Origin of the sequence: Rahnella inusitata, assembly GCF_965118895.1 — a bacterium.
Classification (GTDB): domain Bacteria; phylum Pseudomonadota; class Gammaproteobacteria; order Enterobacterales; family Enterobacteriaceae; genus Rahnella; species Rahnella inusitata_A.
The window spans coordinates 94,450-113,238 of record NZ_CBCPJJ010000021.1 but is presented as its reverse complement, the minus strand read 5'-3'; the positions used below and the strand labels follow the sequence as shown (position 1 = coordinate 113,238).

Here is an 18,789-nt window from a genome sequence, read left to right as displayed (position 1 = left end):
GAAGTCATACTTATGCGCCGTCTGAGCCCTGCAAACATTACCTGGCTGAAAGTGATCATCTGGCTTGCCGCAACCCTGCCTTTTTTATGGCTGCTGCTTTCTGTCGATCAGGGCTGGTTCAGCGCCGATCCGGCGAAAGATATTCAGCATTTTACCGGTCGGATGACGCTGAAATTTTTACTGGTGACGCTGCTGGTTACGCCAGTTGCGCGCTATGACAAGCAACCGCTGCTGATCCGTATCCGCCGTCTGCTGGGATTGTGGTGTTTTGCGTGGGCAACACTGCATCTTCTGAGTTATTCCTTCCTCGAACTGGGTGTCAGTAACCTGAAGTTGTTAGGCAGTGAACTGATTTCTCGTCCCTATCTCACCCTGGGGATTATCAGCTGGATACTGCTGCTGGCACTGGCCTGCACTTCGACGCTGTGGGCGCAGCGTAAAATGGGCGCAGCGTGGCAAAAGTTGCATAATTTTATCTATCTTATCGCCATTCTTGCGCCGATCCACTATCTTTGGTCGGTGAAAGTGTTATCGCCGCAACCGGTGATCTACGCCGCAATTGCCGCCATTTTGTTGGCACTTCGTTATAAGAAATTCCGCCAGTGGCTGCGATAGGCTGCGGAACTTTTCTGTGTTCTGCCCCTCATAATTCCTGTAAATCAACCCTCTTGTACCGGCCAAGGGTTGATTATCTTCGCTGATAAGACCAGTATTTAGCTGCTAATTGCCACGATATCATTATAATGCCCGACCTCATGTTGAGGAGACAGGACGATTTGACCCGAAACAGGTGACAAATCGGTGACATCAGGGTATTTTCTACAATCTTTGTCTAATTGCCGGAGATAGGCTCACAATGGCGCATAAGTTTGACATTTTGCTACTGAACGGTCCTAACCTGAATTTGTTAGGCACCCGTGAGCCTGAAACGTACGGACACACCACGCTCAACGATATTGTTAAAGGTTTGGAAATGCAGGCTGCTGCCGCTGATGTGGCACTGAGCCATCTGCAATCTAACGCAGAACATGTCCTGATTGAACGCATTCATCAGGCACGCGGAAATGTCGATTTTATCCTCATCAATCCCGCGGCCTTTACCCATACCAGCGTGGCGCTACGCGATGCATTACTGGGGGTCTCGATTCCGTTTATCGAAATCCATCTGTCAAATGTCCATGCCCGCGAAGCGTTCCGGCATCATTCCTATCTTTCCGACATCGCAGTGGGCGTCATTTGCGGACTTGGCGCAGACGGCTACCACTTTGCTTTACAGGCAGCGGTTAATCGCTTGTCTAAAACCCACTAATTTCTACGCAAAAAGAGTACGGAATCACACCCATGGATATTCGTAAAATTAAAAAACTGATCGAACTGGTTGAAGAATCAGGCATTTCTGAACTGGAAATTTCTGAAGGTGAAGAGTCAGTTCGTATCAGCCGTGCTGCACCTGCGCAGGCTTATCCTATGATGCAACAGGCGTACGCTATGCCTGTTCAACAGCAGCCTGGTCTGGCTGCTGCGGTTGCTCCAGCAGCACCTGCTGAAGCCGCTGCTCCGGCTGCAATCAGTGGTCACATCGTTCGCTCCCCGATGGTAGGTACTTTCTACCGCACGCCAAGCCCGGACGCGAAAGCCTTTATCGAAGTGGGCCAGAAAGTGAACGCTGGCGATACTCTTTGCATCGTTGAAGCGATGAAAATGATGAACCAAATCGAAGCGGACAAATCCGGTGTTGTTAAAGCAATTCTGGTAGAAAGCGGCCAACCGGTTGAATTCGACGAGCCGCTGGTCGTCATCGAATAAACGAGGCGTACCATGGTAGATAAAATTGTTATCGCGAACCGCGGCGAAATTGCCCTGCGTATTTTGCGTGCCTGTAAAGAAATGGGCATCAAAACCGTTGCTGTGCACTCCACCGCTGACCGTGACCTGAAACACGTGCTGCTGGCAGACGAAACCGTCTGTATCGGCCCTGCACCTTCAGTTAAAAGTTATCTGAACATCCCTGCAATTATCGCTGCAGCAGAAATTACCGGCGCGGTGGCTATTCACCCTGGCTATGGTTTCCTGTCCGAGAATGCGGATTTCGCAGAACAGGTTGAGCGTTCAGGCTTCATCTTCATCGGCCCGAAAGCAGAAACTATCCGCCTGATGGGCGATAAAGTATCTGCCATCCACGCGATGAAAGCCGCTGGCGTTCCTTGTGTACCAGGTTCTGACGGCCCGCTGGGCGACGACATGGATCTTAACCGTGGCTTCGCCAAACGCATCGGCTATCCGGTCATCATCAAAGCCTCTGGCGGCGGTGGCGGTCGTGGTATGCGCGTTGTGCGCAGCGACAAAGATCTCGAACAGTCCATCAACATGACCCGTGCGGAAGCCAAAGCGGCTTTCAACAACGACATGGTGTACATGGAGAAATACCTCGAAAATCCACGTCACGTGGAAATTCAGGTACTGGCCGACGGTCAGGGCAACGCGGTCTATCTGGCTGAACGTGACTGCTCCATGCAGCGTCGCCACCAGAAAGTCGTGGAAGAAGCGCCAGCACCAGGCATCACGGAAGAACTGCGTCGTTTCATCGGCGAACGTTGTTCAAAAGCCTGTGTGGATATCGGTTACCGCGGTGCGGGTACTTTCGAGTTCCTGTACGAAAACGGTGAGTTCTTCTTCATCGAAATGAACACCCGTATCCAGGTTGAGCATCCGGTTACCGAGATGATCACCGGTGTGGATTTGATCAAAGAGCAGCTGCGGATCGCTTCCGGTCAGCCTCTGTCGATCAAACAAGACGAAGTGCGTGTCAAAGGCCATGCGGTGGAATGCCGTATTAACGCGGAAGACCCAAACACCTTCCTGCCAAGCCCGGGCAAAATCACTCGTTTCCACGCACCTGGCGGTTTCGGTGTTCGTTGGGAATCGCACATCTACGCAGGCTACACCGTGCCTCCGTATTACGATTCCATGATTGGTAAACTGATCACTTACGGCGAAACCCGTGAAGTGGCCATCGCCCGCATGAAAAATGCACTGGCGGAGCTTATCATCGACGGCATCAAAACCAACATTGAACTGCAACAGCGCATCATGAATGACGAGAACTTCCAGATCGGTGGGACAAACATCCACTATCTGGAGAAAAAACTCGGTTTGCAGGAAAAGTAACCTCCCAGCGTTAAATAAAACCCTCAGATCTTCACAGACTGAGGGTTTTTTTGATTAGAAAATCATCGTTTAGCCAATAAGATAAAATTATTAATTAATGTATTATTCTGAAATTACATTATTTTACCGATGGATTACATTACAAACTAATTATAATAAAGTATGTTTCAACTAGATATACCAAGTAAATTCTATAATTTCTGAAAAAAATACAAAGTGTTATTATCCCTTGGCTATTCAGCTTATTCAAAAGGGACTATATGAAAAACTTAACGAGTAATGTATTTGCTTTGAGTTTAATTGCATTATGTATGCCAATGATGGCTTCAGCAGATAATACCTCAGCAAATCAGACACAGAATGCATGGTGGACAAACTATGCAGATAACGAAGGTTTTAACGAGGCATTACAGGCATTAGGCACCAGTCAACAATTACTCAATGCGAATATCAGTGATTCACTCGCCCGTAGCGCAAATGTTAACGATAATTTATTCTGGTTAAAAAGAACGCTGGAAATATATCCACTCGATAATAAAAATGCTTATAATATTCCAGTAACAGAAGGTCATACCAACGGGAGAAATAGATCCACCGGGAATGGGAGAAACGCAAGTTTCATCACTCGTACCTATGGTAAAACAGGCAATGTCATCAAAGTCAGCGCCGGAGAGATACCTCAGGGTGTTGGATGTTCTGTCCTCACTGGAGTAGGTTTCAACAGTCAAAATCATGCCTATGACGAACAAGTTCTGAACGGCTCATCCACTCTTGATTATGAAATGAAAAGAGATGGGCTTGTTATGGTTGACTGCGTAGATGGTTCTCTGGATATGCCGAATGTTGATAAGTCGGTTCATGTAGAAATTACCGAGGGCGGTACAGAACAACCTATTTTTATCTTTGGTGAGAACTCGCAAACAGAGTGGAAAACACTCAGTAATCAAACCACTCCATCAGGACTGACCTTCCTTTTCGACGGCCGTTCGCGAATGATGGCCACTAATGCAAAAATGAAGGGTGCGCAAAATGTGGATATGGTCAATCTGTTGAGACAATATCTCGACATAACCGTCGAAGACGACCACCTTAATGGTTTTGATGCATCAACGACATTGAATCAACCCTCGAGAAGTTTACTTGCCACCTCATTTCAGGCCTGCTGTTTTGCTTCCGGAGGTCAGGGCTTTACCGCGATAGGCAACCCGTCGGACAAATTCCCCCAGAATACATCTTGGTTAGATTGGCATGAATATGGCCACCAGCATCAAATGGGATGGTCTTGGTCATCTGAAACAGAAGTGACGGTAAACCTCTACTCTATCGCAAACTGTACACGTTTCCTGGGTGATATGCCCGCCACTCCCTGCCACCCGAATAAGGCTGTTAAAGAACTGACCTGGAGCCCCTATTCTGTTGGGCTATTCCTTCGTTCCGGTGAAGTAGTCACCACTGGCGACGAATTCAAAAGAGCGACCATGTATGCTCAGCTGAATTTCACTTATCCGGACATGTATGCTCAGTTGGGTAAGGCATACAGGAGTGAATACAACTTCGGCAATAATAAATCTCTCTTTAATAGTTCTCAACAAAAGCGAGACTGGTTTGTCATCAATGCCAGTAAATACTCAAAGAACGATCTGCGTGAGTATTTCCAACGCTGGGATATAGCTTATTCAGCAGAGGCTTCCGCAGCGATTGAAGCGATGAAGTTAAGTCAACCGCTCCAGCCTGCGCAGGAACTCACGGTGACACTCGACAGCAACTACGGCTCTGCCACAGTTAACACTTCAATGCTCGACGGTACCGCGAAGAATATCGGCTTTATTGTTCCTGCAAATACTGCTGGACCAAAATCATTAGCCTGGGCCAATTCCGGTGAAACAATGTTCAGCGCTCAGGTCGTTGACAGCAAAATGCGTCCGTTTACTGTCATGCTGCGCGGGACCAAATCAACAGGTCAGTGTGGAAGATATACGCTAAATACCAGCGCTAATTGTGTAACGGGTACAACACAGTTTATTCAAATCCGTTATATAAAAGAGGATAACCTGAATCTGCCAGAAGGTTCCTACCACGGCACTGCGCACCTGTTAGGCCGTGACTGGCATCATGCCGACTGGGCTGCAGATCTCAAAATCAATGTAAACATCACCAAGTAATACCTTCGCCGGGCGAAATATCGCCCGGTAAATAAATACTGCGAAAAATGTCATAACCCGTAAAATCCCACTTTATTTAGATTTTACGGGTTAAAAATGGACACGCGATTTCTACAAGCCAACCGGGAAGCCCGCTGGGCATTCGGGCTGACGATTGCTTATCTGCTGGCGTGGTGTTTTGCCGCCTACATTCCTGATGATAAACAGGGCATCACCGGTCTTCCGCACTGGTTTGAGATGGCCTGCCTTCTGGTTCCGCTGATTTTTATTCTTTTGAGCTGGCTGATGGTTCGCGTCATCTATCGCGATATTCCGCTGGAGGACCATCATGCAGACTGAAGTCTTATTACCGCTGGTGGCCTATTTATTGCTGGTGTTCGGATTGTCAGTGTATGCCTATACCCGCCGTCAGCAGGGCAACTTCCTCACCGAGTACTTCCTCGGTAACCGCTCGATGGGCGGTTTCGTACTGGCGATGACCCTCACCGCGACATACATCAGCGCCAGCTCCTTTATTGGCGGCCCGGGTGCGGCGTATAAATTCGGCCTCGGCTGGGTATTACTGGCGATGATTCAGCTACCGGCGGTCTGGCTGTCGCTCGGCGTGCTGGGCAAAAAATTCGCTATTCTGGCACGACGCTATAACGCCGTGACCCTCAACGATATGCTGTTCGCGCGCTATCAGAGCCGTCTGCTGGTCTGGCTGGCAAGCCTGAGTCTGCTGGTCGCGTTCCTCGGCGCAATGACCGTGCAGTTTATCGGTGGCGCACGTCTGCTGGAAACAGCGGCCGGGATCCCTTATGACACCGGTCTGCTAATTTTTGGTGTGAGTATCGCACTGTATACTGCGTTTGGCGGTTTCCGTGCCAGCGTGCTCAACGATGCGATGCAGGGGCTGGTGATGCTGCTGGGCACGATTTTGCTGCTGGTGGCGGTGATCCATGCGGCCGGTGGTCTCCACAGTGCCGTCGATAAACTGCAACAGATCGACCCGAAACTCGTGTCCGTCCACGGCGGTGATGACGTTCTTTCGCTGCCGTTTATGGCGTCCTTCTGGATTTTGGTGTGCTTTGGGGTGATCGGCCTGCCGCACACAGCCGTGCGCTGTATCTCCTACAAAGACAGCAAAGCGGTGCATCGCGGTATCATGCTCGGCACAGTGGTGGTCGCCATCCTGATGTTTGGGATGCATCTGGCCGGGGCGCTTGGTCGCGCTATCTTGCCTGACCTGAAGATCCCCGATCAGGTAATCCCGACACTGATGATCACTGTCCTGCCGCCTTATGCCGCCGGAATATTCCTCGCCGCTCCGATGGCCGCGATTATGTCGACCATTAACGCCCAGCTTTTGCAGTCGTCTGCGACGATTGTTAAAGACTTGTACCTCGGCGTAAAACCAGAGCAAATCACCAACGAGCGCCGTTTAAAACGCTTCTCCAGCTGGGCAACGTTCATCCTCGGTTTGCTGGTGGTACTGGCCGCGTGGCGTCCGCCTGAAATGATCATCTGGCTTAATCTTCTGGCCTTTGGCGGGCTGGAAGCGGTATTCCTGTGGCCCCTGGTGCTCGGCCTTTACTGGGAGCGCGCGAACGCCACCGGTGCGCTGAGCTCAATGATTGTTGGCGCAGTTTGTTATACCCTGCTCGCCAGTCTCGACCTGCACATTGCCGGTCTGCATCCGATTGTGCCGTCGCTGTCGCTGGGATTGCTGGCGTTTTATATCGGCAATAAATTTGGCGTACAGCCGCGCGAAACCGCATTCAAGCCGTCCTGACCGGGCGGTACTGATTTAACAGATTGCTAAGAAGAGAATCGCTATGCCTTGGATCCAACTGAAAATTAACACCACCGGTAATGACGCGGAAACGCTGAGCGACGCGCTTATCGAAAGTGGTGCGGTGTCCGTTACTTTCCAGGACACACATGATAATCCGGTGTTTGAACCCCTGCCGGGCGAAACCCTGCTGTGGGGCGATACCGATGCTATCGGCCTGTACGATGCCGAAACTGACATGGCAGAAGTCGTTGCCCTGCTTGAGAACGAACCGCTGCTGGGCAAAGGTTTCGTACACAAAATCGAGCAACTGGAAGACAAAGACTGGGAACGTGAGTGGATGGATAACTTCCATCCGATGCGTTTTGGCGAGCGTCTGTGGATTTGCCCGAGCTGGCGCGACGTCCCGGATCCGACCGCCGTAAACGTGATGCTGGATCCGGGTCTGGCGTTCGGCACCGGGACTCACCCGACTACGGCGATGTGCCTGCAATGGCTCGACAGTCTGGAGCTTACCGATAAAACCGTGATCGACTTCGGCTGTGGCTCCGGCATTCTGGCGATCGCCGCGCTGAAGTTGGGCGCAAAACACGTCGTCGGGATCGACATCGATCCGCAGGCTATCCAGGCCAGCCGCGATAACGCCGAACGTAACGGCGTATCTGAGCGTTTGTCGCTGTATCTGCCAAAAGATCAGCCAGAGAACCTGTCAGCAGACGTGGTGGTCGCCAATATCCTGGCCGGCCCGCTGCGTGAACTGGCGCCGCTGATTGGCGTATTACCAGTGGCAGGCGGTAGTTTGGGGCTTTCCGGTATTCTGGCGAGTCAGGCGCAAAGCGTGGCCGATGCGTATAAAGATAAGTTCGAGCTGGATGCGGTTGCCGAGAAAGAAGAATGGTGCCGGATAACTGGTGTTAAAAAAGCCTGATCCCTGCAATTTCATGCCCGTTCACCTCAGGGACGGGCTATTTCCTGCGCACAAAATGCGATTTCCTCTGAAAAGTTATTACTGCCACTCTCTGCTCTGTCAACCCTTCCACGAAGTCCTTACAATTCGCATGGTTTTTATCCATGTGTTTAAACGACTTTAGAAAAGGGAAGTTTCATGAAAATTAAATTACTGGCCATTGTCCTGGCCACCTGCAGTATTTCTGCATTTGCCAGCGAACAAACACACTGGTCTTATGAAGGTAACGGCGCTCCGCAAAACTGGTCCAAAATCAGTCCGGAATTCAGCGAATGTACCAACGGCAAGAATCAGTCTCCTGTGGATATCCACAATGCTTCCCCGGTACATGCCACACCTTTATCCATCAGCTATCTGGCTGCGCCTGAAAGCGTTGTGAACAACGGCCATAGCGTTCAGGTCAACGTGCCGAAGGGCGACACCCTGATTGTGGATGGCGAAACCTTCACACTGCAACAGTTCCATTTCCATTCGCCAAGCGAAAACACCATCGATGGGAAATCCTTCCCGATGGAAGCTCACTTTGTACATACCAACGCCGCGGGTGAAATCGCCGTAGTCGCGGTGATGTTCAACGTGGGTGATGAGAATAAAGAACTGGCGAACATCTGGGAGAAGATGCCGTCTGAACAAGGCAAACCGGCAAATATCACCGAAAAAGTGAATCTTTCTAAATTGCTGCCTACTGAACAGAGCCACTACCGCTTTAGCGGTTCGCTGACCACGCCACCGTGCACCGAGGGCGTTCGCTGGCTAGTGATGACACAGCCTCAAACGCTTTCACAAGCGCAGCTGGAGAAATTCCAGCATGCGATGCATCATGCCAATAATCGCCCTGTGCAGGAGCTGCACGGCCGCGTCATCGTCGCTGAATAATAACGTCTGCCAGATGAGGTACAGAGCTCACTTCTGCTGCCTCTCTTTTCACGGGTGAATCCTTTCCAGGTTTCCTAAAAAGAAGTTACTTTCTGACCATGTAGCGATCTGCATCACGGAATTTTGTGGTTGTTGATGCTTAAAACGTCGATCAGGCCCTTAGAATCACCTGTTATAACAGGGTGATTTAGAGAGATATTAGGAATTTCCTCAAGCGCACAATTTAACCGCTCACACTTAACTCAATGTTAATGTTATATAAAATACAAAATAACGCTCAATATTCGCAGCCGCCAGGCATTTTCTTATCAAATTGCTCAAAGTTTGGCCTTTCATCTCACATCAAAAATGCGTAATATACGCGCCCTTGCGGACATCAGTATGGTCATTCTAAGTCTATGCGCATCGGACACCACCAGCTTACAAATTGCCTGATTGCGGCCCCAATGGCCGGTATAACAGACCGACCGTTTCGTGCCTTATGTCATGCGATGGGTGCTGGGATGGCTGTATCCGAAATGCTCTCTTCCAATCCGGAAGTGTGGCGGACGGACAAGTCCCGATTGCGTATGGTGCATAACGATGAACCGGGAATCCGTGCCGTGCAAATTGCCGGTTGCGATCCCGAAGATATGGCGGCTGCCGCCCGAATTAATGTGGCGAGCGGTGCGCAGATCATTGACATCAATATGGGCTGCCCGGCCAAGAAAGTGAACCGCAAACTGGCAGGATCTGCGCTGTTGCAGTATCCGGATTTGGTCAAACAAATCCTCACTGCCGTGGTTAACGCGGTAGATGTGCCAGTCACGTTGAAAATTCGTACTGGTTGGGCACCGGAACACCGTAACTGTGTACAAATTGCCCAATTGGCTGAAGACTGTGGAATTCAGGCCCTGACAATTCATGGCCGAACCCGTGCCTGCCTTTTCAATGGAGATGCAGAGTACGACAGTATTCGGACAGTTAAGCAGAGTGTTTCCATTCCGATTATCGCGAATGGCGACATAACTGACCCGCATAAAGCCAGAGCGGTGCTCGACTACACCGGAGCTGATGCTCTGATGATAGGACGTGCCGCTCAGGGGAGACCCTGGATCTTCCGGGAAATCCAGCACTATCTGGACACAGGGGAACTGTTACCGCCACCGCCTTTGGGTGAGGTACAGCGCTTGTTAATAGGGCACGTACGGGAACTGCACGACTTTTATGGTCAAGGCAAGGGATTCCGTATCGCCCGTAAGCATGTTTCATGGTATCTCCAGGAACATGCCCCGAGTGACCAGTTTCGGCGCTCCTTCAACGCCATAGAGGATGCCAGCGAACAGCTGGAGGCGTTGGAAGCATATTTCGAAAATCTTGCGTAACAAAAAAGAGCTGACAGAACTATGTTCGAACAACGCGTGAATTCTGACGTACTGACCGTTTCAACCGTAAACTCACAAGACCAGGTGACTCAAAAGCCTCTGCGTGACTCGGTAAAACAAGCACTTAAGGGCTATTTTGCTCAACTGAACGGTCAGGACGTGAATGACCTGTATGAGTTGGTTTTGGCTGAAGTTGAACAGCCACTGTTGGACATGGTGATGCAGTACACCCGTGGCAACCAGACTCGTGCGGCCCTGATGATGGGTATCAACCGCGGTACGCTGCGTAAGAAACTGAAAAAATACGGCATGAACTGATACTAATCAGTCGTTGTCTTGAAAAGGCGCTTTTCCGCAAGGGGAGCGCCTTTTTTGTTAAACCTCGCACTGTCACTCTCTCCCCCCTCGATATCCGCTCAAAACTTAACCCAGATCAACCGCGATGAGAATAATTCTCTCCCGCATTCAACGATTAAGAATTACTTTAGAGTGACAAAAAGTATCTCTGGGGAGTCGCAATCAATGAAGCAACTTTATACGCGTTTTACCGCCGCGCTGAATAAGCCGGATCTGGCCATTCTGCTGCTACGTATCACCTACGGGCTGCTGATTTTTCATGGCTGGCACAAGCTGCACGACGGGCTGGGTGGCATTCAGGGGATGCTGGCGGATTATGGCATTCCAGCTTTCGTGGCGTATGGCGTGATCATCGGCGAAGTGATTGCCCCGGTCATGATGATACTGGGGATCTTCACTCGCCTGGCGGCGCTTTCTGCCGCTGCCACAATGGTCGTCGCCTGGCTGATGGTTGGCGTTCACCATACGTTCGCATTGTCACCGGTCGGTGCATGGGCGATTGAAGATATTGTGTATTACTTTATGGCCGCCATTGTTATCGCGCTGTACGGCAGTGGCCGTTACTCGGTGATGAGCAATCCGTTATATCGGTAATATCTGTTACGGCATGCTTTTTTACTGCAGCATGCCGGCTCTCCACGTCAATGGGATTGCTTTCTCAAAGAGATACATCTGCTTTATGTATCGTTTTTAGCCGGTTGCTTAAAACATCTCAAAATGGATGCCGATTCGCATGATTATCGGAAAATTACCCTCAGCCGAACGCTCAGATAACATGTTATACTTTGCAGTAAGAGTCGTATTCGCCCCGCTCAACGCCTACGGACAGCCCTTCAGCTTCGCGATCCCGGCTTCTCAATGTAACGCCTGTTAATGTAAATTTTGCGTCAATTATCGACGTTTTTAAAACATTGCCAGGCATGTGTTGTCCCACTATTTGCAGGATAATCCGTACCGCGCCATGCTGTGAGCTCACGCGTTACTCTGATTTCTTTAATGCAGATGATTAGGCATTTATGACATCTCCACGATTTCGCGCTTCGTTTTTACATCCACGCTACTGGCTGACCTGGTTCGGTCTCGGCGTCTTGTTCCTTCTGGTTCAGCTTCCTTATCCGGTTTTATACCGTTTAGGCGTCTGGCTTGGCCGTACTTCCATGCGTTTTCTGAAACGCCGTGTGTCCATCACCCGCCGTAACCTGCAATTGTGTTTCCCTGATCTGACGCCAGAACAGATCGAAGCCAGAATTGTCAGCAATTTTGAATCTCTCGGCATGGGCTTACTTGAAACCGGCATGGCCTGGTTTTGGTCAGACGCCCGTGTTAAACGCTGGTTTGACGTCAGCGGCCTGCACAACCTGAAAAAGGCGCAGGAAAACAATCAGGGCGTCCTGGTTATCGGCGTGCATTTTATGTCGCTGGAACTGGGTGGCCGTGCGATGGGGCTATGTCAGCCGATGATGGCGATGTACCGACCGCATAATAATAAAGCGATGGAATTCGTGCAGACCTGGGGTCGTATGCGTTCCAACAAAGCGATGCTGGATCGCAAAGATTTACGCGGAATGGTTCATGCGCTGAAAAAGGGCGAAGCCGTCTGGTTTGCACCAGATCAGGACTACGGCCCGCGCGGCAGCGTTTTTGCCCCGCTGTTTGCCGTCAATGAAGCCGCCACCACCAGCGGCACCTATATGCTGGCACGTCTGGCAAAACCCGCGTTGATAACCGTTGTCCTGGTACGTAAACCGGCCGGTAAAGGTTACGATCTGGTGATTCAGCCGGCGTTACAGGATTACCCTATTGATGATGAAATGGCAGCGGCGGCTTATATGAACCGCGTCATTGAAACCGAAATTATGCGCGCGCCAGACCAGTATCTCTGGCTCCATCGCCGCTTTAAAACCCGCCCGGCGGGCACGCCTTCTCTCTATCTCTAAGCGTGATAAAACCTCAAGCCCGAAGCCTCCGCGTCGGGCTTTTTCATTGAATGGCATATAAACAAGAGAACGGTAACCATCATGGCTAAAAAACCTGACGCAGCCCCTTCCATTTTTGATCACCTGAAAGATGACGACAGTTTCGACCTGTGGGGACGTTCCAGCCTCAGCACCGCACTGAACAACGCCAAACCTAAAACGCCGGACAACGACCAGATCGCCGCTGCCCGTAAACTGATCCAGGGCAGTAAAGATCAGACGGAATGATATCCGGCACGGCTTAAGAAAACCCACCGCGCGTGGGTTTTTTATTGCCTGTTTAACTGTCACGCGCAGCACTGATCAACGCACTGCCCTAGTTTAATCCTTCCTCCCGCGCCTCAATCATACGAAATACTTCTGTTTACGAATGATTAGGGAGCAACGAGATCTGCACTCCAAATAATAAATTCTCCGCACCCTTTTACGGCAGTCACATTGACCGCGCACTGAAACAGGGCAATACATTTCATAACGTCCGTCAATGTTACTGACTAATTCCTCACTGTGACTAGATTGATGGCCGTTTTTCGATGTTGGCACTCCCCTTGCAATGACAGGTGCAGAGGGCGACGCCCCAAAACAGACAGGGTGCCCCGGCACTCACACAATAATAATTCTCAGTTTTGTCTCACAGGACGCTTTATGAAAAAAATATTGCTCTCAACGCTGATTGCCGCAGCAAGCTTCGTGACACTGGCTGGTCAGGCGCATGCCGGTACTACTCTGGATGCAGTTAAAAAGAAAGGTTTCGTACAATGCGGTATCAGCGATGGTCTGCCGGGCTTCTCCTACGCTGATTCCAAAGGCAAATTCACCGGTATCGACGTGGATCTTTGCCGCGCAGTCGCCGCAGCGGTATTTGGTGATGCTGAGAAAGTGAAATACACCCCGCTGACCGCCAAAGAGCGCTTCACCGCGCTGCAGTCTGGTGAAGTGGACATCCTGTCCCGTAACACCACCTGGACCTCATCCCGCGACGCGGGCATGGGCATGATCTTCGCTGGCGTTAACTACTACGACGGCATCGGCTTCCTGACGCATCAGAAAGCCGGTTTGAAAAGCGCCAAAGAGCTCGACGGTGCGACAGTCTGCCTGCAGGCCGGTACGGATACCGAGCTGAACGTGGCTGACTACTTCAAAGCCAACAAAATGACCTACACCCCGGTGACCTTCGACCGTTCTGACGAAAGTGCTAAAGCGCTGGATTCAGGCCGCTGTGACACCCTCGCTTCTGACCAGTCTCAACTGTATGCACTGCGTATCAAACTGGGCAAACCGGATGAATTCATCGTTCTGCCGGAAGTGATTTCGAAAGAACCTCTGGGACCGGTCGTTCGTCGTGGTGATGAAGACTGGCTGGCCGTTGTGCGCTGGTCTCTGTACGCCATGCTGAATGCCGAAGAAATGGGCGTGACCTCTGCCAACGTGGATCAGCTGGCCGCTAACCCGACTACGCCAGACATGAGCAACCTGCTGGGCAAAACCGGGACCTACGGTGCTGACCTGAAAGTACCTAACGACTGGGTAGTAAAAATCGTTAAACAAGTCGGCAACTACGGCGAAAGCTTTGAGCGCAATGTCGGTCAGGGCAGTGAGTTGAAAATCAAACGTGGTCAGAACGCCCTGTGGAATAAAGGCGGGATCCAGTACGCTCCACCGGTTCGCTAAATATCTTTCGTTCTTGACGTTGAAAAGTGTTTAAGGATGTTGGTGCACCGGTCGTTCCCCGGTGCATCACTTCCACGGTTTTACCTGCAGGTCGAGGTTAATAATGTCGCAACGCCCAACCGTAAAGGCTTCGTTCTCGCTGACCAACCCGGCAGTCCGCGCCTGGATTTACCAAATTTTCGCGGTGGTGTTGCTGGTAGCCTGTCTCGGTTACCTTCTCCACAACACCATTACCAATCTGACTACACGAGGGATCACCTCGGGATTTGCGTTTCTTGAGAAAGGTGCCGGTTTCGGCATTGTTCAGCATCTCATTGATTACCAGGAAGGCGACACATACGCCCGTGTCTTTGTTATCGGCTTGCTTAATACCCTGCTGGTTTCTGCGCTGTGCATCGTGTTCGCATCGATTCTCGGGTTCATTATCGGGTTAGGACGCCTCTCCGATAACTGGCTGATTCGCAAAGTCTCGACGGTCTATATTGAGACGTTCCGTAATATTCCCCCGCTGCTGCAAATCTTCTTCTGGTACTTCGCGGTACTGCGAAACCTGCCTGGCCCGCGTCAAAGTCTCAATGCATTTGATCTGGCCTTCGTCAGCAACCGCGGTTTATACCTGCCGTCGCCGGAGTTATCGCCGGGTAGTCTGGCCGGTTTCATCGCCCTGCTGCTGGCCGTATTCGGGATTTTCGCGCTGAAACGTTACAACCATTTTCGTCAGATCCACACTGGCCGCGTCTGGCGTATCTGGCCCTGGGCAGTGCTGATGCTGCTGGCGTTCCCGGCGCTTGCACATCTGTTCTTCGGGCCTGCCGTTCACTGGGACGTCCCCGCCCTGCGCGGATTTAACTTCCGTGGCGGCATGGTGCTGATACCAGAGCTGGCGGCATTAACGCTGGCGCTGTCGGTCTACACCTCGACGTTTATCGCCGAGGTGATCCGCTCCGGTATTCAGTCGGTATCGCACGGCCAGCATGAAGCCGCCCGTTCGCTCGGCCTGCCGAATCCGGTCACGCTGCGTCAGGTCATTTTACCGCAGGCGATGCGGGTCATCATTCCCCCGCTGACCAGCCAGTACCTCAATATTGTCAAAAACTCCTCACTGGCAGCCGCTATCGGTTATCCGGATATGGTGTCGCTGTTTGCCGGTACGGTGCTGAATCAGACCGGTCAGGCGATTGAAACCATCGCTATAACCATGTCGGTTTACCTGATCATCAGCCTGCTGATCTCGTTCCTGATGAACATTTATAACCGGCGTATTGCGCTGGTCGAGCGTTAAGGGAAACCCATGACGATGACAACACTTCCTCCGGGAGTCAGAGCCGTGAAGCCCGGCACACCGCTCGGGACTGCCGTGCTGTGGGCGCGCAAAAACCTCTTTTCGAGCTGGTTCAACAGCCTGCTGACCGTGTTTTGTGTGTGGCTGATGTGGCTGGTGATCCCTCCGATGCTCAACTGGATTGTCTTCCAGGCGAACTGGGTGGGCACCACGCGCGCAGACTGTACCAAAGCCGGTGCGTGCTGGGTCTTTGTACATCAGCGCTTCGGGCAGTTTATGTATGGCCTGTATCCGGGCGATCAGCGCTGGCGCATCAACCTCACGCTGATTGTCGGGCTGCTGACGCTTGCGCCGATCTTCTTTAAAGCGATGCCACGTCGCGGACGTTATATCGCAGTGTGGATCGTCCTCTTCCCGATCTTCACCTGGTTCATGCTTTACGGCGGATTCTTTGGTCTGAGCCGCGTGGAAACCCGCCAGTGGGGTGGCCTGACGCTGACGCTTATCATCGCCGCCGTCGGTATCGCCGGTGCGTTACCGCTGGGAATTTTGCTGGCGCTGGCGCGACGTTCGCGTCTGCCGATCGTCCGCATCCTGTCGGTGATTTTCATCGAGTTCTGGCGCGGCGTACCGCTCATCACCGTGCTGTTCATGTCCTCGGTGATGCTGCCGCTGTTCATGACCGAAGGAACCAACATCGACAAACTGGTGCGCGCACTGGTGGGTGTGGTGCTGTTTCAGTCGGCGTATGTCGCGGAAGTGGTGCGCGGTGGTTTACAGGCGCTGCCGAAAGGCCAGACCGAAGCTGCTGAATCGCTGGCACTGGGCTACTGGAGGACGCAGGGATTAGTCATTCTGCCGCAGGCGTTGAAAATGGTGATACCGGGTCTGGTCAATACCATTATCGCGCTGTTTAAAGACACCAGCCTGGTGATCATCATCGGCCTGTTTGACTTGTTCAGCAGCGTACAGCAAGCCACCGTTGACCCGGAATGGCTCGGTATGTCGACCGAAGGCTATGTCTTCGCCGCCGCCGTTTACTGGATTTTCTGTTTTAGCATGTCGCGTTATAGCCAGCATTTGGAAAGACGCTTTCACACCGGACGTTCCGCACACTGAGGTAAACCATGAGCGACCATCACGTCACTGAAAACCAAAATATGATGATCACGCTGGAAAACGTGAATAAGTGGTACGGACAGTTCCACGTATTGAAAGACATCAATCTGAGCGTCAAACCGCGCGAGCGCATTGTGCTGTGTGGCCCGTCCGGTTCCGGTAAATCAACGACCATTCGTTGCATCAACCATCTGGAAGAACATCAGCAAGGCCGCATCATCGTTGATGGCACGGAGCTGAACGATGACCTGCGTAATATCGAACGCGTACGCACGGAAGTCGGCATGGTGTTCCAGCACTTCAATCTGTTCCCGCATCTGACCGTGTTGCAAAACTGCACGCTGGCGCCGTGCTGGGTGCGTAAGATGCCGAAGAAAGAGGCGGAAGAACTGGCAATGCACTATCTCAAGCGCGTGCGTATCGCCGAACACGCCCATAAATTCCCCGGCCAGCTCTCCGGCGGCCAGCAGCAGCGCGTGGCCATCGCCCGTTCGCTGTGCATGAAGCCGAAGATCATGCTGTTCGACGAACCGACGTCCGCGTTGGATCCGGAAATGGTAAAAGAAGTCTTAGACACCATGATCGGGCTGGCGGAAGAAGGCATGACGATGCTGTGCGTGACACATGAGATGGGATTTGCGCGGACGGTGGCAGATCGGGTGATCTTTATGGATCGCGGGGAGATCGTCGAGGAAGCGCCACCGCTGGAGTTCTTTGCCAATCCGAAGTCAGCGAGGACGCGGGAATTTCTGTCACAGGTGATTCACTAATCTTGCTCCTTCACCTGCGAAGGGGAATCCGGGAGGGGTTTTTAAAGACAAAACAAGAAGTTAAGCACACTTCAACTTTAGTTTTGAGCTTAATAGCCCTCCTTTTCCTTCGCAGGGGAGGGAGCCTTAATCATCACCACATCAGCACCCCAATCGCCGGTGCAATCACTACCGTCACGACTCCCGCCAGCATCATCACCAGACTCGCCACGACGCCCTCTTCAGCCCCAAGCTCATAGGCTCTCGCGGTCCCCGCACCATGCGACGCAGCCCCAAACCCGGCGCCTTTCGCCAGCCCGCTTTTCACCGCCAGCCGCAGGAACAATATATCGCCGACGGCCATGCCGAATACGCCGGTGATCACGACAAACAGCGCCACCAGATCCGGCTGCCCGCCCAATTGTTTTGCCGCAGCTAGCGCAAACGGCGTCGTAATCGAACGTACTGCCAGACTGCGCTGAATTTCTTCAGGCAGCGTCAGCATTCTCGCCAGCCAGACTGAGCTGCTGACTGCCACGACGATAGCGGTCAGCACGCCCGCGCTGAGCGACATCCAATGACGACGGATCACCGCCATGTTTTCATATACCGGCACCGCGAAGGCGATAGTTGACGGCCCGAGCAACCACAGCAGCCAGTGGGTTTCGCCGATATAGTCCTGATATGTCGTGTGCGTCACCACCAGCAATATCACCAGCACGATCGGCGTGAACACCAGCGGCATCAGCAGCAACGTGCGGCGCTGGCGATAGAGTTTTTTGTTGGCGTAGTACAGGCCAAGCGTGATGACAAAACACAAAATACTGATGAGCAGATCAGTCACGAGAGGCCTTCCTCGCCGCCAGACGCTGTTCCAGCCGGTAAACCCGATCGACAACTAACGCCGTTGCACCAAGTGTCAGCACAGTGCTGATGCCAATCACCAGAAAAATCTTCCAGCCTTCGATCATCAGCAACTGCGCGTAATTCACTACCGCGACCACCGCGGGCACGAAGAACAGCAACATTTCCGCCAACAGCCAGCGCGAACCGGCTTTGACCCAGTTCAGCGGCAATATGCGCAACATAATCAACAGCAGAAGCATCAGCATACCAACAATGTTGGCGGGTAACGGCAGATGCAGCGCAGTGACAAGACGGTCGGCAATCACAAATAAAACCGCATATAAAACCACCTGAACGGGGATTTGACAGCGAATCAGCAGGGACGGCGCTTTAGTGCGCAACGCCAACAACATGGGAACGACCTCGAAAGGCGAAATAAGAGAAGAAATGAAGTATACGCTGGCAGGAAACCGGTAAA

The 18,789-nt window shown here is 51.9% G+C and carries 20 protein-coding genes; 18 read left to right on the top strand and 2 right to left on the bottom strand.

Features of this window, described 5'->3' with window-relative positions:
- The first annotated feature begins 12 nt into the window (after positions 1–12).
- The 18 genes from msrQ (at position 13) to ACMHLI_RS17270 (ending at position 17,486) form a co-directional block, all read left to right on the top strand.
- On the top strand, positions 13–615 hold the full coding sequence (gene msrQ, locus ACMHLI_RS17355; RefSeq protein WP_413530535.1) for a protein-methionine-sulfoxide reductase heme-binding subunit MsrQ: 603 nt from the start codon (positions 13–15) through the stop codon (positions 613–615).
- 241 nt (positions 616–856) lie between these two features.
- Positions 857–1,309 carry a type II 3-dehydroquinate dehydratase gene (aroQ, locus tag ACMHLI_RS17350; protein ID WP_413530534.1) on the top strand — a complete coding sequence of 151 codons (453 nt, stop codon included), beginning with the start codon at positions 857–859 and terminating at the stop codon, positions 1,307–1,309.
- Positions 1,310–1,341: 32 nt separating this feature from the next.
- Positions 1,342–1,806 carry an acetyl-CoA carboxylase biotin carboxyl carrier protein gene (gene accB / locus ACMHLI_RS17345; protein ID WP_056776171.1) on the top strand — a complete coding sequence of 155 codons (465 nt, stop codon included), beginning with the start codon at positions 1,342–1,344 and terminating at the stop codon, positions 1,804–1,806.
- Positions 1,807–1,818: 12 nt separating this feature from the next.
- Positions 1,819–3,168: an acetyl-CoA carboxylase biotin carboxylase subunit gene (gene accC / locus ACMHLI_RS17340; protein WP_112168391.1), complete on the top strand. Its 1,350-nt coding sequence runs from the start codon at positions 1,819–1,821 to the stop codon at positions 3,166–3,168.
- 260 nt (positions 3,169–3,428) lie between these two features.
- The gene (locus ACMHLI_RS17335) at positions 3,429–5,330 is read left to right on the top strand and encodes a M60 family metallopeptidase (RefSeq protein WP_413530533.1); all 1,902 of its coding nucleotides are present in this window, start codon (positions 3,429–3,431) and stop codon (positions 5,328–5,330) included.
- 96 nt (positions 5,331–5,426) lie between these two features.
- On the top strand, positions 5,427–5,669 hold the full coding sequence (locus ACMHLI_RS17330) for a YhdT family protein (protein WP_413530532.1): 243 nt from the start codon (positions 5,427–5,429) through the stop codon (positions 5,667–5,669).
- Positions 5,659–7,104 (top strand): sodium/pantothenate symporter, encoded by a 1,446-nt coding sequence (panF, locus tag ACMHLI_RS17325; protein ID WP_413530531.1) that lies wholly within the window; start codon positions 5,659–5,661, stop codon positions 7,102–7,104. The genes ACMHLI_RS17330 and panF overlap by 11 nt, the downstream gene beginning before the upstream one ends.
- 43 nt (positions 7,105–7,147) lie before the next feature.
- Positions 7,148–8,032, top strand: a complete 885-nt coding sequence (prmA, locus tag ACMHLI_RS17320; protein WP_413530530.1) for a 50S ribosomal protein L11 methyltransferase — start codon at positions 7,148–7,150, stop codon at positions 8,030–8,032.
- 177 nt (positions 8,033–8,209) lie between these two features.
- The gene (locus tag ACMHLI_RS17315) at positions 8,210–8,947 is read left to right on the top strand and encodes a carbonic anhydrase (protein WP_413530529.1); all 738 of its coding nucleotides are present in this window, start codon (positions 8,210–8,212) and stop codon (positions 8,945–8,947) included.
- A 398-nt stretch (positions 8,948–9,345) separates the two neighbouring features.
- Entirely contained in the window at positions 9,346–10,311 is a 966-nt protein-coding gene (gene dusB, locus ACMHLI_RS17310) for a tRNA dihydrouridine synthase DusB (protein ID WP_112168396.1), read from the top strand.
- A gap of 21 nt (positions 10,312–10,332) precedes the next feature.
- Entirely contained in the window at positions 10,333–10,629 is a 297-nt protein-coding gene (gene fis, locus ACMHLI_RS17305) for a DNA-binding transcriptional regulator Fis (protein WP_004097144.1), read from the top strand.
- A gap of 204 nt (positions 10,630–10,833) precedes the next feature.
- Positions 10,834–11,262 carry a DoxX family protein gene (locus ACMHLI_RS17300; RefSeq protein ID WP_413530528.1) on the top strand — a complete coding sequence of 143 codons (429 nt, stop codon included), beginning with the start codon at positions 10,834–10,836 and terminating at the stop codon, positions 11,260–11,262.
- 422 nt (positions 11,263–11,684) lie between these two features.
- Complete coding sequence (gene lpxP / locus ACMHLI_RS17295; protein WP_413530527.1) at positions 11,685–12,605, top strand: kdo(2)-lipid IV(A) palmitoleoyltransferase; 921 nt, start codon at positions 11,685–11,687, stop codon at positions 12,603–12,605.
- An 81-nt stretch (positions 12,606–12,686) separates the two neighbouring features.
- Positions 12,687–12,872, top strand: a complete 186-nt coding sequence (locus ACMHLI_RS17290) for a hypothetical protein (protein WP_413530526.1) — start codon at positions 12,687–12,689, stop codon at positions 12,870–12,872.
- A gap of 417 nt (positions 12,873–13,289) precedes the next feature.
- A complete protein-coding gene (locus ACMHLI_RS17285) occupies positions 13,290–14,315 on the top strand; it encodes an amino acid ABC transporter substrate-binding protein (RefSeq protein ID WP_112168400.1) in 1,026 nt (341 codons plus the stop codon).
- A gap of 103 nt (positions 14,316–14,418) precedes the next feature.
- A complete protein-coding gene (locus tag ACMHLI_RS17280; protein WP_413530525.1) occupies positions 14,419–15,597 on the top strand; it encodes an amino acid ABC transporter permease in 1,179 nt (392 codons plus the stop codon).
- A 9-nt stretch (positions 15,598–15,606) separates the two neighbouring features.
- Positions 15,607–16,716 carry an amino acid ABC transporter permease gene (locus tag ACMHLI_RS17275; RefSeq protein ID WP_413530524.1) on the top strand — a complete coding sequence of 370 codons (1,110 nt, stop codon included), beginning with the start codon at positions 15,607–15,609 and terminating at the stop codon, positions 16,714–16,716.
- 8 nt (positions 16,717–16,724) lie between these two features.
- A complete protein-coding gene (locus ACMHLI_RS17270) occupies positions 16,725–17,486 on the top strand; it encodes an amino acid ABC transporter ATP-binding protein (protein WP_413530523.1) in 762 nt (253 codons plus the stop codon).
- Positions 17,487–17,619: 133 nt separating this feature from the next.
- Here the strand turns inward: ACMHLI_RS17270 and ACMHLI_RS17265 are convergent, their stop codons facing one another.
- Together ACMHLI_RS17265 and ACMHLI_RS17260 are read right to left on the bottom strand one after the other, a co-directional pair.
- Positions 17,620–18,309, bottom strand: coding sequence for an LrgB family protein (locus ACMHLI_RS17265; RefSeq protein WP_413530522.1), 690 nt, complete (start codon positions 18,307–18,309; stop codon positions 17,620–17,622).
- Positions 18,302–18,724, bottom strand: coding sequence for a CidA/LrgA family protein (locus tag ACMHLI_RS17260; protein WP_413530521.1), 423 nt, complete (start codon positions 18,722–18,724; stop codon positions 18,302–18,304). The genes ACMHLI_RS17265 and ACMHLI_RS17260 overlap by 8 nt, the downstream gene beginning before the upstream one ends.
- Positions 18,725–18,789 lie beyond the last annotated feature (65 nt).

Coding starts and splice junctions, on each gene's coding strand:
- ACMHLI_RS17260 (WP_413530521.1), bottom strand. CDS start 18,724: ATGTTGTTGGCGTTGCGCACTAAAGCGCCGTCCCTGCTGATTCGCTGT.
- fis (WP_004097144.1), top strand. CDS start 10,333: ATGTTCGAACAACGCGTGAATTCTGACGTACTGACCGTTTCAACCGTA.
- ACMHLI_RS17285 (WP_112168400.1), top strand. CDS start 13,290: ATGAAAAAAATATTGCTCTCAACGCTGATTGCCGCAGCAAGCTTCGTG.
- dusB (WP_112168396.1), top strand. CDS start 9,346: ATGCGCATCGGACACCACCAGCTTACAAATTGCCTGATTGCGGCCCCA.
- ACMHLI_RS17270 (WP_413530523.1), top strand. CDS start 16,725: ATGAGCGACCATCACGTCACTGAAAACCAAAATATGATGATCACGCTG.
- ACMHLI_RS17315 (WP_413530529.1), top strand. CDS start 8,210: ATGAAAATTAAATTACTGGCCATTGTCCTGGCCACCTGCAGTATTTCT.
- ACMHLI_RS17290 (WP_413530526.1), top strand. CDS start 12,687: ATGGCTAAAAAACCTGACGCAGCCCCTTCCATTTTTGATCACCTGAAA.
- ACMHLI_RS17280 (WP_413530525.1), top strand. CDS start 14,419: ATGTCGCAACGCCCAACCGTAAAGGCTTCGTTCTCGCTGACCAACCCG.
- ACMHLI_RS17330 (WP_413530532.1), top strand. CDS start 5,427: ATGGACACGCGATTTCTACAAGCCAACCGGGAAGCCCGCTGGGCATTC.
- aroQ (WP_413530534.1), top strand. CDS start 857: ATGGCGCATAAGTTTGACATTTTGCTACTGAACGGTCCTAACCTGAAT.
- ACMHLI_RS17275 (WP_413530524.1), top strand. CDS start 15,607: ATGACGATGACAACACTTCCTCCGGGAGTCAGAGCCGTGAAGCCCGGC.
- ACMHLI_RS17300 (WP_413530528.1), top strand. CDS start 10,834: ATGAAGCAACTTTATACGCGTTTTACCGCCGCGCTGAATAAGCCGGAT.
- accC (WP_112168391.1), top strand. CDS start 1,819: ATGGTAGATAAAATTGTTATCGCGAACCGCGGCGAAATTGCCCTGCGT.
- msrQ (WP_413530535.1), top strand. CDS start 13: ATGCGCCGTCTGAGCCCTGCAAACATTACCTGGCTGAAAGTGATCATC.
- lpxP (WP_413530527.1), top strand. CDS start 11,685: ATGACATCTCCACGATTTCGCGCTTCGTTTTTACATCCACGCTACTGG.
- panF (WP_413530531.1), top strand. CDS start 5,659: ATGCAGACTGAAGTCTTATTACCGCTGGTGGCCTATTTATTGCTGGTG.
- accB (WP_056776171.1), top strand. CDS start 1,342: ATGGATATTCGTAAAATTAAAAAACTGATCGAACTGGTTGAAGAATCA.
- prmA (WP_413530530.1), top strand. CDS start 7,148: ATGCCTTGGATCCAACTGAAAATTAACACCACCGGTAATGACGCGGAA.
- ACMHLI_RS17335 (WP_413530533.1), top strand. CDS start 3,429: ATGAAAAACTTAACGAGTAATGTATTTGCTTTGAGTTTAATTGCATTA.